The sequence below is a fragment of the Acinetobacter chinensis genome, assembly GCF_002165375.2.
GTDB lineage: Bacteria > Pseudomonadota > Gammaproteobacteria > Pseudomonadales > Moraxellaceae > Acinetobacter > Acinetobacter chinensis.
The window spans coordinates 527,696-543,506 of sequence record NZ_CP032134.1 but is presented as its reverse complement, the minus strand read 5'-3'; the positions used below and the strand labels follow the sequence as shown (position 1 = coordinate 543,506).

The 15,811-nt window shown below is 44.9% G+C and carries 17 protein-coding genes; 10 read left to right on the top strand and 7 right to left on the bottom strand.

Annotated elements, in window-relative coordinates:
• The first annotated feature begins 23 nt into the window (after positions 1–23).
• The 4 genes from nagZ (at position 24) to CDG60_RS03375 (ending at position 4,171) form a co-directional block, all read left to right on the top strand.
• Positions 24–1,046, top strand: a complete 1,023-nt coding sequence (gene nagZ / locus CDG60_RS03390; RefSeq protein WP_087513735.1) for a beta-N-acetylhexosaminidase — start codon at positions 24–26, stop codon at positions 1,044–1,046.
• Positions 1,047–1,145: 99 nt separating this feature from the next.
• Complete coding sequence (locus tag CDG60_RS03385; protein WP_087513734.1) at positions 1,146–2,018, top strand: class I SAM-dependent methyltransferase; 873 nt, start codon at positions 1,146–1,148, stop codon at positions 2,016–2,018.
• 248 nt (positions 2,019–2,266) lie between these two features.
• Positions 2,267–3,550, top strand: coding sequence for an alpha/beta hydrolase family protein (locus CDG60_RS03380; protein WP_087513733.1), 1,284 nt, complete (start codon positions 2,267–2,269; stop codon positions 3,548–3,550).
• 261 nt (positions 3,551–3,811) lie between these two features.
• On the top strand, positions 3,812–4,171 hold the full coding sequence (locus CDG60_RS03375; protein WP_087513732.1) for a hypothetical protein: 360 nt from the start codon (positions 3,812–3,814) through the stop codon (positions 4,169–4,171).
• A gap of 46 nt (positions 4,172–4,217) precedes the next feature.
• Here CDG60_RS03375 and wrbA read toward each other — a convergent pair whose 3' ends face one another.
• Positions 4,218–4,814, bottom strand: a complete 597-nt coding sequence (gene wrbA / locus CDG60_RS03370) for an NAD(P)H:quinone oxidoreductase (RefSeq protein ID WP_087513731.1) — start codon at positions 4,812–4,814, stop codon at positions 4,218–4,220.
• Between the two features lie 110 nt (positions 4,815–4,924).
• Between wrbA and CDG60_RS03365 the strand changes: the two genes are divergently transcribed.
• Complete coding sequence (locus CDG60_RS03365) at positions 4,925–6,172, top strand: YihY family inner membrane protein (RefSeq protein ID WP_087513730.1); 1,248 nt, start codon at positions 4,925–4,927, stop codon at positions 6,170–6,172.
• 45 nt (positions 6,173–6,217) lie between these two features.
• Here CDG60_RS03365 and CDG60_RS03360 read toward each other — a convergent pair whose 3' ends face one another.
• Entirely contained in the window at positions 6,218–7,129 is a 912-nt protein-coding gene (locus CDG60_RS03360; protein WP_171405482.1) for a DMT family transporter, read from the bottom strand.
• Positions 7,130–7,235: 106 nt separating this feature from the next.
• Between CDG60_RS03360 and CDG60_RS03355 the strand changes: the two genes are divergently transcribed.
• Positions 7,236–8,030 carry a helix-turn-helix domain-containing protein gene (locus CDG60_RS03355; protein ID WP_087513729.1) on the top strand — a complete coding sequence of 265 codons (795 nt, stop codon included), beginning with the start codon at positions 7,236–7,238 and terminating at the stop codon, positions 8,028–8,030.
• Between the two features lie 57 nt (positions 8,031–8,087).
• Here the strand turns inward: CDG60_RS03355 and CDG60_RS03350 are convergent, their stop codons facing one another.
• The 5 genes from CDG60_RS03350 to CDG60_RS03330 all read right to left on the bottom strand — a co-directional run bounded on the left by CDG60_RS03350 (position 8,088) and on the right by CDG60_RS03330 (position 11,792).
• Complete coding sequence (locus tag CDG60_RS03350) at positions 8,088–8,489, bottom strand: ExbD/TolR family protein (RefSeq protein WP_087513728.1); 402 nt, start codon at positions 8,487–8,489, stop codon at positions 8,088–8,090.
• Positions 8,489–9,112 (bottom strand): MotA/TolQ/ExbB proton channel family protein, encoded by a 624-nt coding sequence (locus tag CDG60_RS03345; RefSeq protein ID WP_087513727.1) that lies wholly within the window; start codon positions 9,110–9,112, stop codon positions 8,489–8,491. The genes CDG60_RS03350 and CDG60_RS03345 overlap by 1 nt, the downstream gene beginning before the upstream one ends.
• 18 nt (positions 9,113–9,130) lie before the next feature.
• Entirely contained in the window at positions 9,131–9,937 is an 807-nt protein-coding gene (locus CDG60_RS03340) for a TonB family protein (RefSeq protein WP_227542914.1), read from the bottom strand.
• A 205-nt stretch (positions 9,938–10,142) separates the two neighbouring features.
• On the bottom strand, positions 10,143–11,009 hold the full coding sequence (gene purU / locus CDG60_RS03335) for a formyltetrahydrofolate deformylase (protein WP_087513725.1): 867 nt from the start codon (positions 11,007–11,009) through the stop codon (positions 10,143–10,145).
• Positions 11,010–11,087: 78 nt separating this feature from the next.
• Positions 11,088–11,792: a TetR/AcrR family transcriptional regulator gene (locus CDG60_RS03330; RefSeq protein WP_087513724.1), complete on the bottom strand. Its 705-nt coding sequence runs from the start codon at positions 11,790–11,792 to the stop codon at positions 11,088–11,090.
• Between the two features lie 115 nt (positions 11,793–11,907).
• Between CDG60_RS03330 and CDG60_RS03325 the strand changes: the two genes are divergently transcribed.
• The 4 genes from CDG60_RS03325 (at position 11,908) to CDG60_RS03310 (ending at position 15,776) form a co-directional block, all read left to right on the top strand.
• Positions 11,908–13,353 carry a coniferyl aldehyde dehydrogenase gene (locus tag CDG60_RS03325; RefSeq protein WP_087513723.1) on the top strand — a complete coding sequence of 482 codons (1,446 nt, stop codon included), beginning with the start codon at positions 11,908–11,910 and terminating at the stop codon, positions 13,351–13,353.
• Between the two features lie 160 nt (positions 13,354–13,513).
• Positions 13,514–13,750: a 50S ribosomal protein L28 gene (gene rpmB, locus CDG60_RS03320; RefSeq protein WP_000048256.1), complete on the top strand. Its 237-nt coding sequence runs from the start codon at positions 13,514–13,516 to the stop codon at positions 13,748–13,750.
• A 12-nt stretch (positions 13,751–13,762) separates the two neighbouring features.
• Positions 13,763–13,918 carry a 50S ribosomal protein L33 gene (gene rpmG, locus CDG60_RS03315; protein WP_001205031.1) on the top strand — a complete coding sequence of 52 codons (156 nt, stop codon included), beginning with the start codon at positions 13,763–13,765 and terminating at the stop codon, positions 13,916–13,918.
• Positions 13,919–14,057: 139 nt separating this feature from the next.
• Positions 14,058–15,776 carry a cation:proton antiporter gene (locus tag CDG60_RS03310; RefSeq protein WP_087513722.1) on the top strand — a complete coding sequence of 573 codons (1,719 nt, stop codon included), beginning with the start codon at positions 14,058–14,060 and terminating at the stop codon, positions 15,774–15,776.
• Positions 15,777–15,811 lie beyond the last annotated feature (35 nt).

Here is a 15,811-nt window from a genome sequence, read left to right as displayed (position 1 = left end):
AAAAAACCAATACGGACATCCCTATGATTGGCGCATTGATGCTGGATATTGCCGGCACAGAACTTACCCAAGAAGATATTGAACTATTACAGGCTCCGCAAGTCGGTGGCATGATTTTATTTTCCAGAAACATCGAATCTCCTGCCCAGGTTCGTGCCCTGACGGATCACATGCGCCGCATCCGTCCTGAAATTCTGATTGCTGTCGACCAGGAAGGTGGTCGTGTCCAGCGTCTGAGACAAGGGTTCACCCTGTTGCCAGCTATGGGCCGACTGGGAGAACTCTATCAGTCTGAACCGGCAAAAGCCATTGAGCTTTCGGAGCAGTGCGGCTGGTTAATGGCAACAGAAGTCCTGGCCGTCGGTATTGACTTCAGTTTTGCTCCTGTACTGGATCTGAATGATATCAGTGATGTGATCGGTGACCGTGGTTTTGCCCGTAACCCTGCAGATATTGTGACACTTGCAGGTGCATTTCTGAAAGGTCTGAAAAAAGCCGGCATGGCATCAACAGGAAAACACTTTCCTGGTCATGGTTCAGTAAAAGCAGATTCACATGTTGCAGCAGCCATTGACTCACGCAGTTATGATGAAATTTACCAAAAAGATATGCAGACATTTATTCAGCTGATGCCACAACTTGATGCCCTCATGCCTGCACATGTCATTTATGATCAGATTGATCCAAATCCAGCAGGCTTTTCACCCTACTGGATTCAGAATGTTTTACGCCAGCAGCTGAAATTTAATGGCGTACTGTTCTCCGATGACCTGAGTATGCAGGCGGCCTGTGTTGCAGGAGGTGCTGATGCACGGCTTAAAGCTGCACTCGATGCTGGCTGTGATATGGGGCTTGTGTGTAATGACCGTGCTGCACAGTGTACAGCGCTTGAAGGCATCAGCGATATTGCACTGCCTGATCAGCAGCGGCTGGAACGTATGCGTGGCAAAATTCCGGCATCTGTACCGGGTCTGAACATTGAACTGGATGATGAATGGAAACAGATCAGGGATAATGTTTCAGAATTCAGAAGCATCTCCAGCTGAACCGTAAAAGGAGCACGACAATGTGCTCCTTTTTCTTTATCATCGGAAGGATACGATGATTCAACAGACATAAAACCAGAATAACAAGGTCAGGACGACATGACACAACCACTTTCAGAACACAGACATATTTCATTTACAGCCCACTACACCGGTTATATCTGGTACAAAATGGGCATTTCACATGCGGCTTTTGCCACATCCAAAGGCAAGTTTCTGGCGAAACTGGTACATCCACTGGAAAGCTGGGCGGAAAAATTCGTAGGTGGCAGTATGCGCACCACGCTTAAACTCAGACATACCATGATTGATGAACACCTGACTCAGTTGATCGAACAGCATCCTGATCTGCAGGTTCTTGAAATCGCCTGTGGTCTGTCTCCGCGTGGCTGGAGCTTCCGTCAGAAATTCCCTGCAATCAACTATCGTGAGCTTGACCTGCCCGATATGGCACGTATCAAAACAGAAGCCCTGAAAACAATAGATACCGCCAGTCCAGAAGTGATTTCAGTAGATCTGTTCACTGCTGATTTTGAAAATGCATTTAAAGTATTTGATCAGTCACGTCCACTGGTGATTATCAGTGAAGGACTGATCAACTACTTTAGCAAAGACATGCTGCAGCAACTGCTGCAAGCCATGACACAATATGGAAGTTCATTTCCAGAACTGCACTATCTGACCGATATTTATCCTGAACCTGTAAAAAACAGACTGGCAAATATTATCTGGAGTTGTAGCAAACTGCTGAAATGGATGTCCAGGAGTGCTTTCTCCTTTCATTTTGTTACCCCCGATGAGGTTCAGCACTTCTTCAGCACAGCAGGTTTCAGCAAAACTGAAACGGTACAGCCGAGTCATTATTTTTCTGACATGCATGTTGCACAAAGTAATCCAGCTGAAAAAGCAATGCAGAATGAACATGCAGGCGATCTGGTCTGGATGATTCATGCATCAGTAAAGCGAAACTGAAAATATTCCATACAAAGTACATGATCCTGTGATTTTCACAGGATCATAAATATCAGATATTTCACTTGTATATTCACATTAACATTCAAATTAAAATCACTGTTTTTTTTAATAATGATAAGTAAATCAAATATACATTTGTCAATTAAAACAACTGTCTGGTTTTAATATAGCCTGTTTATTTCTTTTATGTTTTCATTGCTCCGTCCTCATGATGAGGACGTAAATTCAACAGTAATGGATGTTGTATGAAAACGATATTTAAGAAATCTTTATTAGCACTGACCTGTTCTTCTCTGCTTTTCCTGACCGCATGTGGCGGTGACGGCTCAGACAGCTTTACCGGTGTCAAACCTGATCAGACGTTCATCTCTGAAACTCCATACAAACATGAAAGCATGGCTGAAGCGGATTCAATCAAAGTCATGACCTACAACATGGTTAATGTTCAGGGAAAAACAGCTAAAGCTACAGCCATTGTGATGTTTCCTAAAACACCAATGCCTAAAGATGGATACCGTACAGTCGTATGGGAACATGGCACGCTTGGGGTAGGTGATTTCTGTGCACCAAGTAACAATGTCCTGGGAACAAACTTCAGAGACCCGTTAGCAAAAGGCTTACTTAATGCCGGCTATGTGATTGTGGCACCAGACTATGAAGGTATGGGGACTCCAGGCATTCACCCATATCTGCACCTGAAAAGTGAAGCGATGTCTGCAATTTCAGCAATGAAAGCAGCAAAGGATCACTATGGTTCAAAACTGAATGGTGCGTGGATGTCGGTTGGGCAGTCACAGGGTGGTCAGGCTTCCCTGGGAACAGCCCAGTATGCCAAAGCGGATGAATCCTACAAAGGTGCAGTTGCAGGGGCTCCGGCTTCCAGCCTCGATACAATTATTTTTGATATCGCACCCGACCTGCTGATTGATACAGAGAAACAGGAAATTGCCGCTGGTATACCAGCCGACAAACGCCCTTCTGTGTCTGCTTATTCCACATTACTCAGTTATGCTGCAATAGCAGCTGTGGGTATTAAAGCCTCAGACCCTCGTTTTGACTATCGCGAAATTTTTGCAGATCCGCGCTCTGGAGATATTGCTGCAACAGCCGAAGGCTCTACCGGTGAAAATGGTCTGTGTCTGGATGTCAATGGTGGTCACACTGACAGCATCCGTAATAAATTCAGTGAGGATATCATCAGGTTCCTGTCCGAAGATCCATCCAGAAGAATTATGGAATATCCAGGTCTGGATAAAGCTAAATTCAAAGCCAGTAAACAGGTTCAGCAGTTCATTCTGGACAGCCAGCCAGGTACTGAAAGAATTGATAAGCCAATCCTGATTATTCAGGGTACTCTTGATATGAGTGTGCCTTATCCTGTAACGAAAGGGCTGTATGACCGTATGCTTGCCATGAAGTCAAATGTAGCTTTCCTCCCTGTAAAAGATGCATCGCATACTCAGGCTATTGTCTGGGCAAATGCCGACCTGATGAAGTTTGTACAGACACACATGCCTGCATCCAACTGATAAACACGTCAGTCAATCAAAAATCAGATTCATAAAAAAAGAGCTTCGGCTCTTTTTTTTAGAGTTAAGTTGCAACAGCTCATGATCACACATCAGATTCATAATATGTCCATTTTTCAGTGCCGTATTTACAACAGAGCTAAACAAAGAATGAATCTTTCGTATACAATCAGAGGCTTAATAAAGTTTCTGAAATTCAAGTCAGTTCACCTGACAGATTAATCTTCAGTTCGCCTGAACAGAATATACTGACAACAAAGAATGGAATCAGACATGCAATGTCCTAAATGTGGTTCATCCAATATAGAAAAACGTAATCATGAACAGATTCTGCAGAAAGCAGGAGGAGTCCTGCTGACTTCTGCCGGTGCTGCAGCAGGAACTGTCGGTGGGGCTGCATCCGGTGCATCCATTGGAGCTGCTATCGGAACGGTTGCAGGTCCTTTGGGAATTATTGTCGGTGGTACTGTCGGCACCTTTGTGGGTGCAATCAGCGTTGGTATTACAGGTGGTTTTATCGGGCACCGCTTTGGTAAAAAAGCAGGTGTTATTGTGGATAAAAACATATTCCTTGAATACCAGTGCAAAAACTGCAACCACCGTTTTCAAAGCAAAACCTGAGCCTTGTCAGCAAAAATCCAGCCCGACTTTTGCTTCAACTCAAATCTTATACCGCCAGCAGTTTTTTGACAGTTTCCCCAAGACGCTTACCCTGCGCAGCACAAAGTATTTTTTCATCCTGACTTAAGTCCATATCATGACGGGGACCACTGACATGGGATACACCATAAGGCGTTCCGCCTGTTTTCGTATTTGACAGTGCCGGAGTGGCATTGGTCAGTCCCATGATCATCATGCCATGATGAAACAAGGGAGGCAGCATCGTCAGCAGCGTACTTTCCTGACCACCATGCATGGAGCCTGAAGATGTAAATACACAGGCTGGTTTATTATGCAGTGCTCCATTCAGCCACAGACTTGTGGTCTGATCCCAGAAATATTTCATTTCAGCAGCCATATTGCCAAAACGGGTAGGCGAACCTAATGCCAGTCCTGCACAGTTCTGTAAATCATCCAGGGTACAGTAAATATCACCTTCGGCAGGAATACCCGGTTCTGCAACAGCAACAGATGTAAATACCGCAGGCACCGTCCGGATTTTCACACTGACACCTGCCGATTCAACACCATTGGCAATTAAATGTGCCATTTCTCTTGTGGAACCATATTTGCTGTAATATAAAACAAGAACATAGGGTTGCATATTTTTAGAATCTGACTGAAAAAGAAAACTATACGGTATTTTTCCGCTTTTATGGTTAAGCTGATAGATGAAAATTCTTAAAGATTTAAAAAAAACTGAGATATGAAAGCATGATATTTGAGTATTTAAAGAAATTACCCTTTTATGACAAAACATGGTTTCAGTTTGTATTATTTGTCATTCGGCGTTTTGAAGCAGACCGCTGTCGTGAGCAGGCAGGCTCCCTGACCTATACCACGCTGTTTGCAGTTGTGCCTATGCTGACTGTATTTTTGGTGATTATTTCATCCATCAAAGCACTTGAACCTGCCCGTCAGCAGTTACAGCAACTGATTTACAGCAATTTTCTGCCTAAAACCACCATTGCCTTTGATAAAGCATTCAGTGCCTTTACTGAAAAATCCAGTAATTTAACAGTGATTGGTATTCTCTTTCTGTTTGTGACTACTGTTCTGATGCTGACAAGCATTGAAACAGTGTTTAACCGGATCTGGCGTGTACAGGAAACCCGTAACGGTATTGTTGGCTTTATGCGTTACTGGACCATTATTTCACTTGGTCCTATTTTACTGGGCAGTGCTTTTGTCATTTCCTCAACGCTTGCCTCTTTAAATGTACTGAGCAACAACTTTGCAGGTTATCAGGTAGATGGCTCTTTTCTGCTGTGGATTATTTCATTTTCACTGACTGTTCTTGGTTTTTTTATTCTGTACTGGACCATTCCAAACCGCAGTGTTCCGATTCGCGCTGCTGCAATTTCGGGACTGTTCAGTGCTGTGATCTTTGAGTTACTGAAAAACCTGTTTGGTTTTATCATGACCAACTTTACCAGTTACACCATTGTCTATGGCGCATTTGCAGCGATTCCCATTTTTCTTTTATGGATTTTTCTGTCCTGGAATATCGTGCTGCTCGGTGTTGAAATCAGTTATGCACTGACCGCCTTTCATACCGGTAAAATCCAGACCCGCCATCCTGTTCTGATGATGCTGGATGTGCTGGAACTGTTTTATAAAAAGCAGAAAACCGGGGAAACAGTTTCCGATGCCGAAGCACTGGATATACTGGGTCGTGGTGAAATTGGGCGGTGGCCATCCTATGTGCGTCAGCTGGAAAAACAGAATCTGGTACAGCGCACCGACAACAATGAATATGTGCTCGCCCGAAACCTGGATACCGTGGATTTCTGGACCTTTTACAAAGCCCTGCCCTACACCCTGCCACGTCGTGAAGATGTTGGAAACATTCACCCGGATGATGTATGGATGCAGCGCATCGGTCCTGCGCTGATTGATGCTGATGATTATCTTGCAGCTAAACTGTCTGTACCGCTTTCCACCATTTTAGAAGAAAAATAAAATACAGCCGAACAGATGACTGAATCATTCAGCATCTGTTCGGCTTCAACCTCGGCGACGGAACCAGCTCTGCATACTCACCACAAGCACCCCTGCCATCACCAGGGCTGTCCCGATAATAAAATTCATTTCGATACTTTCTTTTAAAAAGATCACGCCAAAAAGCATTCCAAAAATAGGGGTCATAAATGAAAACACCCCCAGTCGGTTTGCCAGATAGTACCGAAGCAGCCAGAACCACAGCATAAAACTGATAAAAGAAACAATCACCGCATGAAAAACCAGGCTGCCAATCGCCAATGCTGTCCAGTGAATGCTTGCCTGCCCCATCAAAAATGCCAGTGGCAACAGGAAAATACAGCCACCCACCAGCTGATAAAACAGCGTCTGAGTTGGATGTGCATCGGACAGTTTTGTCAGACGCAGCGAGATGGTCGTCAGTGCCCAGAAAATACCTGCAAGCAAAGCCAGACCATCCCCGAACAGCTGCTGTGGCAGCGCCTGCATGCCACTGGTTTCACGCCCCATAAACGTCACCACAATACCCATAAACGCAATCAGAATCCCCGCCCACTGCAACAGGGTCAGCCTTTCTGAAGGCAGTTTCCAGTGCAGCCCCAAAGCAACGAAAATCGGTGCTGTATACAGAAGAACGACTGTATGTGATGCGGTGGTATAACGTAATGCTTCAGCCACAAGAAAAAATTCGGCTGAAAACAGAAATGCAATCCATATCCCTGGGATCAGATAAGTTCTGGTAAGCAGTGTTGTTCCCTGCTGAAGCTGAATCAGAGGATAGACCATCAGTGCTGACAGACCCGACCGGACAGCAATCTGCATGACCGGAGAAATATCAGGAGCAGCCATTTTCAGCACCACCTGCTGTAATCCCCAGATCATGCACAATGCCACCATAATTCCGGATGCCTTTGCATCCAGGGCTTTTCGCACGTCCACAGCATGACCTTCATTTAAAAAATTACACTGCACTATAACGCTGTCAGATTTACAGGATATAATTCAAAACAGACAACACATCTTCTTATTCAGGCAAACTGTCTTCATGAAAGTCCGCCATACCCATCAACAGCTGCATCGGCTGACAAATAACGATGAGATTGTTGCACCCCTCTGGCTGAACATCCGCCACGACCCTGCTCAATCCATCTATCCGGCTCATGGGCATGCATGGGGCGAATTCATCTATGCATTCAATGGGGTGATGGAGGTGAATATTGAACAGATTGATTACATTACTCCTCCACCGTATGGCATCTGGCTCCCACCGCATATTCAGCACAGTGGACTGAACCGGACGTCCATTACCCATGCCACACTGTATGTGCATGAAAGTCTCTGCAATGCACTTCCAGCACATCCAGGTATTCTGCTGACAACTCCGCTGGTGACCTCAATACTGCAACATATTCTGCAAAACCCTTCAGATGAAACCGACCCGGCTTATACACGGTTGCTGTATGTCCTGCTTGATCAGTTACGCCAAGCGCAGGTTATCGGCAGTTATCTGCCTCATACTTCACATGCTGCACTGAAACAGATCCTGGACTATCTGCATCAGAATCCTGCGGATAACAGCTCACTTGCAGCACTCGCCCGTACAGTCAATATGACCGAGCGGACACTCGCAAGACACTGTCAAAAAGAACTGGGCATGTCACTGAATGAATGGAGACAGCGTCTGAAAGTCATGAAAGCCATGACCATGCTGAATGAGGCAAGGAAAATTGAGAGCATTGCGCTGGATCTGGGCTATGCCAATGCATCTGCTTTTATCAATATGTTCAAACGCTGGATGAATATCACCCCTGATCAGTTCCGTAAACTGAGGCAGCTCTGAACAGCAAAATTCAAGGCAAAAAAAGCGACCTCAAGGTCGCTTTTAAAATCTGAAGCTTTATTCGCTGACAAATGCAATATCAGTCAGTCCTGCTTCACTTGCACGGGACATGACCTGTGCCACCGTATCATAACGTGACTCTTTGTCTGCACGTAGCTGAATCGGTGGTTTGCTGGACTGCTGCCCTGCTTCATCCAGACGCTTCTTCAGTTCATCCATACTGATGACCTGAGTTCCCCACGCCACTTCACCCTCAGCATTAATACTGATGGTGACCGCTTCCTGAGGAGGCTCAACCACTTCTGCGGTTGTTTTTGGCAATGTTAATGGAATTGATGGGTTGGCAACGGTTGCAGTCACCAGAAAGATGATCATCAAAACCAGCATAATATCGATCAGAGGAATGAGGTTCATCTCATTCATTCCTGCATCGTTATCTTCACCCAACTGAAAAGCCATTAAACCTGACCTCCAACCAGACTGTCAGAAGATGTTTTGACATCCGCTTTCTGAGCCGTTGAATCCTGTTGCAGCATCGTGTCAATCAACAGGCTGTGTGCCTGATCCTGCAACTCGTTGCTGAGTGTACGGTTAAAACGGACACAGATGTTGTAGGCAAGTACTGCTGGAATTGCCACCGCAAGACCCAGACCAGTCATGATCAGTGCTTCACCCACTGGCGTTGCAACCTGAGCCAGACCCGCCTGACCGCTTTTACCCACAGCAACCAGGGCATGGAAAATACCCCATACTGTACCGAACAGACCCACGAAAGGCGCAATTGAAGCAATCGTACCCAGAACAGAAACACCTTTTTCAGCATTTGCTTTTTCAGCAGCAATCTGACGAAGCAGTGCCTGTTCAGCAACGGCTTTACGCTGTTCAAAACTTAAAGGAGAAAACTTCGCCTTTAGTTTATTCAGTGCATCTGCAAGACGGGTATAAGCCACCTGCTTTAACTGACGAGTACCCATCAATCTCAGAACAAAGATGGTCCATGTCGCAATCGACATTGCCAGCAATACGAAATACAGCGTTTTACTCACTGCATCAGCATGTTGCCAGTAAACTGAAAAGTTCATACACGAACTCCTGAAATGTTAATTTTGGGTATTCAATTCAAATTCCAGTGGAAGCGTTGTTGTCAGAATCCCACCGCCTTTGACAGGTCTGAATTTACTGTAACGCACGCTTCTCAAAATCTTTTCATCAAAGGCAGAAACACCTGAAGAACTGGCTATTCTTGCACTGTTGATCTTGCCCGATGTTCCATCAACCTCAAGTGCAATCAGCATTTTCCTGTTGCTTCCTTTGAGGTCTTCATTGGTATATTTAATGACTGGTTTTCTCGACCAGTCGAGTTCACCAAAACTGACCACCCGTGGTGTTTTCGACTCACGGTCTGCACGTTCACGGTCCGCCCGATCCCGTTCAGCTTTATCACGCGCAGCCTGCTCTCGTGCCTGCTGCTCTCTGAGTTCCTGCTCACGCTTTAACTGATCCTGACGTAACTGTTCTGCCTGACGCTGCTGATCCAGCTTCTGCTGTTCCTGCTTCTGTTTTTCTTTTATATCTTCCTGATGTTTTACATCAGATGCCGGCTTCGTCACCTTCTGCGAAATAATTTTTGGTTTCACAACAGGCTTTGGCTCAACCTTTTTCTCTACCGGTTTTGGTTTCGGTTTCGGCATGACAGGAGGCGGTGGTGGTGGCGGAATGTCCTGTTTAATTTTGACAAAACGCACCTGTACAGGTTTTTTCTCTATAGGTTTAAGTTCAGCCATTTTCATATGGCTGACTGCCCATAGCACGCCCATATGTCCAATCACAACAGCAACAAGTGCAGCTACGACTTTCTTTTTCATCGAGTTTGGATCTTGCATAGCGGGTGTGGGAGAATAGCTCATTTAAAATCTGATACCTGAACTGCTGCTTATTATTCAAATAAACAATCAGTTTCATTGGTTGGCACAATTAAGGTAACGCAATAATAAATGAGAAGTGTTTTCATTTGCAACTATTAATTGCACTGTTTTTATGAGTTTTTTGAATGAGTCATACAAAAAAGGCATACCAAATGTATGCCTTTTAAAACAAAGAAATCAATCGATCTTACTGGAATACAACCGTTTTATTACCATCCACAATGATACGGTCTTCAAGATGCCACTTCACCGCACGGGCAAGCACATTACGCTCTACATCCTGTCCAAGTTCACGCAGCTGTTCGACAGTAAAATCATGGCTGACACGCTCTACATCCTGCTCAATGATCGGTCCCTGATCCAGATCAGCCGTCACATAGTGTGCCGTTGCCCCAATCAGTTTCACACCTTTTTCATACGCCTGTTTATATGGGTTTGCACCAACGAATGCAGGCAGGAATGAATGGTGGATATTGATCACTTTCATTTCCCATTTCTGTACAAACTCTTCATCCAGAATCTGCATATAACGGGCAAGAACAAGCAGGTCATTGCCTTGCATCAGCTCATCAATCTGTGCATAAGCTTCACGTTTATTTTCTTTGGTGACAGGTACAACTTCAAACGGAATGCCAAAGTTTTCCACGGCTTCACGCAGATCAGGATGGTTGGAAACCACTTTAGTGATCTCACACGCCAGTCCACCACGTGAATGACGCCACAGCAACTCAAGTAAGGCATGATCCACTTTAGAAACCAGAATACCGACTTTTTTCACGTCACTGACCAGAGAAAGACGCCATTGCATCTCATAACGTTCAGCCACATTGGACGCAAAAGTCTGGAGCAGGCTTTCACGGCGGCTCTGTAAATTATCCAGTTCAAACTCAACACGCATGAAATAACGTCCACCCTGAGCTTCAGTCGCGTATTGATCCAGTGCGGTAATGTTTGCGCCCTGATGGTACAAAAAGCTGGAAACAGCCTGCACAATACCAGGTTTGTCCTCACAGGTAATCAGTAAACGTGCTGTATTAGCAGTGGTCATATTCATGTTGGTTTATATCACTAATCGGTTAATTAAAAAAACAAGGCAAATATTCTACTCTGTTTCAGGTTTTTTGAAACAGAATTATTCCTCTGTATCGTTATTACGCGATGCAGAAAGACTGGCAAACAGTTCAGAAGGTCCAAATGTTTCCATTAAATGCTCATAGGTTGCACGGCTTTCACCACGCAGATATGCCCCCTCAAGGAACACCATCTGTCTGAGTGCCTGCCAGACCCACTTCTCCTCAAGATGGTTGGAGTCCACGATATGACCCGACATATACAGGAAATTGGTCCAGTTGGTCAGCACAATCCAGAGATTGATAATCAGTGCCTCAATTTCAGAAGATGTCATCTGCATCAGACCTGCATCCACAAACGCCTGATAGATTTTCTGACCCTGCTGCATGACCTTGCCTGCAAAACGTGGGTACATCTTACGGAAATCTTCGTTATTTTCCACCAGATGATAAACATCACGGTGCAGAAAGCGGTAAGCCCATAACTGGCTGCTCAGCACCTGAAAATAACGGATCTTATCATTGGCATCGAGCAGACGGTCATCCGGCAATGCAAGCATTTCCAGTGTTTCCTGCTGATACTGCTCCATCAGCTCTTTGATGATTTCATTTTTATTTCTGAAGTGATAGTACAGATTCCCCGGACTCATACCCAGTTCGGCTGCAATATGATTCGTAGTAACGGAACGTTCACCACGCTCATTAAACAGCTGCAGACTGAGTTGCAGAATTCGTTCTTTCGTTTTAACCGTTTTGGAGTGAGACATCCTGAACTAACCATTTTTCCAAGTGTCAGATGAGTGACACATAAAGTAACTTGACTCTTTAGAGTAAATACTCTAAAAAATAATTCAATCGCTTTTTATTAAATGGTAACACGTCATGAACAGTCAAACAAAAACAACTTCAATGACACCGCATGCACTGGACAGTCAGATGCAGGGAATTCTTGAGCAGCAGAAGTTTGCCTATCAGCGTTACCCGATGCCAACAGCAAAGGAACGTATTGATCGTCTGGCACGACTGAAAAAAATACTTGTGAAATATCAGGATCAGATTGCAGAAGCCATTAATCAGGATTATGGCAACCGCTCTATTGCAGAAACCAAAATTGGTGAACTGCTGACCTGCCTTGAACATATCAAATATTACAGTAAAAATCTAACCGGCTGGATGAAGCCTTCCAAACGTCACATCGGTATTATTCACCAGCCAGCAAAAGGATGGGTTCAGTATCAGCCTCTTGGTGTTGTAGGCATTATCACGCCATGGAACTATCCTCTACTGCTGTCTATGGGTCCTCTGATCTGTGCGCTGGCTGCGGGTAACCATGCCATGATCAAAATCTCCAGCGCCTCTGCCAATTTTGGTCGGGTCATTGAAAATGCACTGTCTGAAGCTTTCCCACAGGAACTGGTTGCAGTCATCAATGGCGGTGGTGCGGTTTCTGATGCATTCTGTCGTCTGGCTTTTGATAAAATGATTTTTACAGGTTCAACCAATGTCGGTAAAACTGTCATGGCGGCAGCAGCTGAGAACCTGGTTCCTGTTATTCTGGAGCTGGGAGGCAAATCGCCTGTGCTGGTTCACCCTTCAATTGATCTGCATGATGTCGCACAGCGCCTGGCTGTCGGTAAATTATGGAATGCCGGTCAGACCTGTGTTGCACCGGATTACATGTTCCTGCCTAAAGGCAAGACAGCTGAATTTACTGAACATTTCAGAAACTGTGTTCAGCAGATGTACCCATCCATTCAGAACAATCCTGACTATACCTCCATTATCAATGACAAACAGTACAACCGTTTACAGGGTTATCTTGAGGATGCACGCAATCAGGGTGCAACCCTCACTGAAATCAATCCAAAGCATGAAGATTTGAGTGGCGTCCGCAAAGTTGCACCGACATTACTGAGCAATGTGACCCCGGATATGGACATTATGAAGAATGAAATCTTCGGTCCGGTACTTCCAATCATGGAATATGATCAAATAGACGATGTTATTGACTTTATTAATAGCCGTCCACGTCCACTTGCTTTATACTACTTCGACTTTGATCAGGCGCGTGCAGATTATGTTGCACAGCGTACTCATTCAGGGCATTTCGGACAGAACACGGTTTTGACCCATGTCGCACAGGACGATCTACCATTTGGTGGCGTTGGTGCATCAGGTATGGGGAAATATCATGGTCCAGAAGGTTTCTTCAGTTTGTCGCATGAACGGTCAGTGATGTCGAATCCCAAGTTATACAGCTTGAAATTCATTCTCCCACCGTTTAACAAACCGATTCACAAGTTGATTTCAAAGACCCTTCTTCGCTAAATGATCAAGGCATGACCTATCGCACAGGTTCATGCCCAGTTTTAATGAAAATCGCTTGTCTTTTAAGCGCATTTTTGGTATAAAACGCCCCTTGAATGATTTCATCCGTTTACTTAATAACTAGCTGCACAATCTGTGTTGTCTAGCAATGGAGTTCACCATGTCTAAGGTTTGCCAAGTTACCGGCAAGCGTCCAGTCGTTGGCAACAACGTCTCGCACGCCAATAACAAAACCAAACGCCGGTTCGAGCCGAACCTGCATCACCACCGTTTCTGGTTAGAAAGCGAAAAACGTTTCGTACGTCTTCGTCTAACTACAAAAGGTATGCGTATTATCGACAAATTGGGTATCGAAAAGGTTGTTGCTGACCTGCGTGCTCAAGGTCAAAAGATCTAAGGAGTCACAGCAATGCGTGATAAAATTCGCCTGGTTTCTTCAGCTGGTACAGGTTATTTCTATACCACTACTAAGAACAAACGTACTATGCCGGAAAAAATGGAAATCAAAAAATTTGATCCAAAAATCCGTCAGCACGTGATCTTCAAAGAAGCGAAAATCAAATAATTTTGGTTTTCTTAAAAAAACGACCTCTCTGGTCGTTTTTTTTTGCACTTTTTTTATTCAGCTTGTTAAAATTTCTGAGACTTTTCTGGCATTTTTTGTGCTTGTGTTTTCACCTTAATCATTACTTAAGGAGCCTTTAGTGCCTCATGATGTAGATCTGATTATATTACTTGCCGCAGGTTTTGGCTTAGCCCTTGTTTTTGGCTATTTTGCTGCCCGTCTACGCCTCCCCCCTCTGATTGGATATCTGATCGCAGGAATTATCATCAGCCCCAATACACCAGGTATGGTTGGGGATATTCAGCTGGCAAACCAGCTCGCTGAACTGGGCGTGATGTTCCTGATGTTTGGCGTAGGTATGCACTTTTCGTTAAATGACCTGATGCAGGTCAAACGGATTGCTTTACCTGGTGCAATTTTACAGATTGCTGTAGCAACACTGCTCGGAATAGCTGTTTCCATGCTCTGGGGATGGAGTTTTGGCTCAGCCCTGGTCTTTGGTCTCAGCCTGTCCTGTGCAAGTACAGTCGTCCTACTCAAAGCTTTGGGTGACAGAGGTTTACTCAATTCTGTAAATGGTAAAATTGCCGTTGGCTGGTTGCTGGTTGAAGATCTGGTCATGGTACTGGTGCTGGTACTGTTACCTGCAACTGCGGTTCTGTTGGGTGGCAAGGCACTCACTGACAGCTCTGCAACGCAGAATATATGGCTGACACTGGGCATCACACTCCTGAAAGTTACCGGCTTTATCGCATTCATGCTGATTGTGGGTAAAAGACTTGTCCCATTAATCATGCAGTTTGTTGCCCGTCTCGGATCACGTGAGCTGTTTACCCTGACAGTGGTTGCAGCCGCAGTCTCCATCGCATTTGGTGCATATAAAGTTTTTGGTGTTTCTATGGCACTGGGGGCATTCTTTGCAGGGATGGTAGTTAAAGAATCAGACTTCAGTCACCGTGCTGAGGAAGAAACACTGCCTTTACGCGAAATTTTTTCCATCCTGTTCTTTGTCTCTGTCGGTATGCTGTTTGACCCACGCATTCTGATTGATGATCCAATCCATGTTCTGGCAGTGGTTGCCATTATTATGATTGGTAAAACCATTGCAGCTATGGCACTGGTTCTATTTTTCCGCTATCCGCTCAACACCGCTTTAACTGTAGGCGCAAGCCTTGCACAGATCGGTGAGTTCTCCTTCATTCTTGCCACACTGGGTGTCTCACTCCAGCTGTTATCCCTGGAAGGTCAGAACCTGATTCTGGCTGGTGCTTTGATTTCCATTACCCTGAACACGTTCATTTTCTCTGCAATTGAACCTGTGCAGAACTGGATACGTGAACGCTCACATCTGGCACGCTTACTGGAACGCAGTGGTGACCCACTGGCGATGTTACCGGATGAAGTCTCACAGGATTACCTGCGTGATCAGGTGGTGATTATTGGGCATGGTGAGGTCGGTCGCCGTATTACCCGCAGCCTGATGTCTGAAAATATTAAAGTTGTGATTGCAGAAGAAAACCGGGAAATCGTGGAAGACCTGCGTGAAAAAGGCATTGCTGCAGTCAGCGGTGTGGCAACCGAAGCTGGCGTCCTGATTCAGGCACATATTCAGCATGCCCGCCTGCTGGTGATTTCACCTATGGATATCATTGATATTCATCGTATCGTTGATATTTCAAGAACACTCAACCCACAGATTCAGGTACTGGTCTGTGCTGAAAGTAAAGAAGAAGCTGAAGTGATACGCAAAGAAGAAATTGGCGAGGTTTATTTTGCCAAAGAAGAAATGGCGAAGAATATGACCAATCATATTCTGAATCAAATTCAGATCGCACACCATCAGTCACCTACGCATTAACCTGTTACTGAAAACAAAAAACGCACCCTCTGGTG

Coding starts and splice junctions, on each gene's coding strand:
- purU (WP_087513725.1), bottom strand. CDS start 11,009: ATGAATATGACCACTGCTAATACAGCACGTTTACTGATTACCTGTGAG.
- CDG60_RS03365 (WP_087513730.1), top strand. CDS start 4,925: ATGATATTTGAGTATTTAAAGAAATTACCCTTTTATGACAAAACATGG.
- CDG60_RS03350 (WP_087513728.1), bottom strand. CDS start 8,489: ATGGCTTTTCAGTTGGGTGAAGATAACGATGCAGGAATGAATGAGATG.
- CDG60_RS03330 (WP_087513724.1), bottom strand. CDS start 11,792: ATGTCTCACTCCAAAACGGTTAAAACGAAAGAACGAATTCTGCAACTC.
- CDG60_RS03345 (WP_087513727.1), bottom strand. CDS start 9,112: ATGAACTTTTCAGTTTACTGGCAACATGCTGATGCAGTGAGTAAAACG.
- CDG60_RS03340 (WP_227542914.1), bottom strand. CDS start 9,937: ATGAGCTATTCTCCCACACCCGCTATGCAAGATCCAAACTCGATGAAA.
- rpmG (WP_001205031.1), top strand. CDS start 13,763: ATGCGTGATAAAATTCGCCTGGTTTCTTCAGCTGGTACAGGTTATTTC.
- CDG60_RS03380 (WP_087513733.1), top strand. CDS start 2,267: ATGAAAACGATATTTAAGAAATCTTTATTAGCACTGACCTGTTCTTCT.
- CDG60_RS03385 (WP_087513734.1), top strand. CDS start 1,146: ATGACACAACCACTTTCAGAACACAGACATATTTCATTTACAGCCCAC.
- CDG60_RS03375 (WP_087513732.1), top strand. CDS start 3,812: ATGGAATCAGACATGCAATGTCCTAAATGTGGTTCATCCAATATAGAA.
- CDG60_RS03355 (WP_087513729.1), top strand. CDS start 7,236: ATGAAAGTCCGCCATACCCATCAACAGCTGCATCGGCTGACAAATAAC.
- CDG60_RS03325 (WP_087513723.1), top strand. CDS start 11,908: ATGAACAGTCAAACAAAAACAACTTCAATGACACCGCATGCACTGGAC.
- nagZ (WP_087513735.1), top strand. CDS start 24: ATGATTGGCGCATTGATGCTGGATATTGCCGGCACAGAACTTACCCAA.
- rpmB (WP_000048256.1), top strand. CDS start 13,514: ATGTCTAAGGTTTGCCAAGTTACCGGCAAGCGTCCAGTCGTTGGCAAC.
- wrbA (WP_087513731.1), bottom strand. CDS start 4,814: ATGCAACCCTATGTTCTTGTTTTATATTACAGCAAATATGGTTCCACA.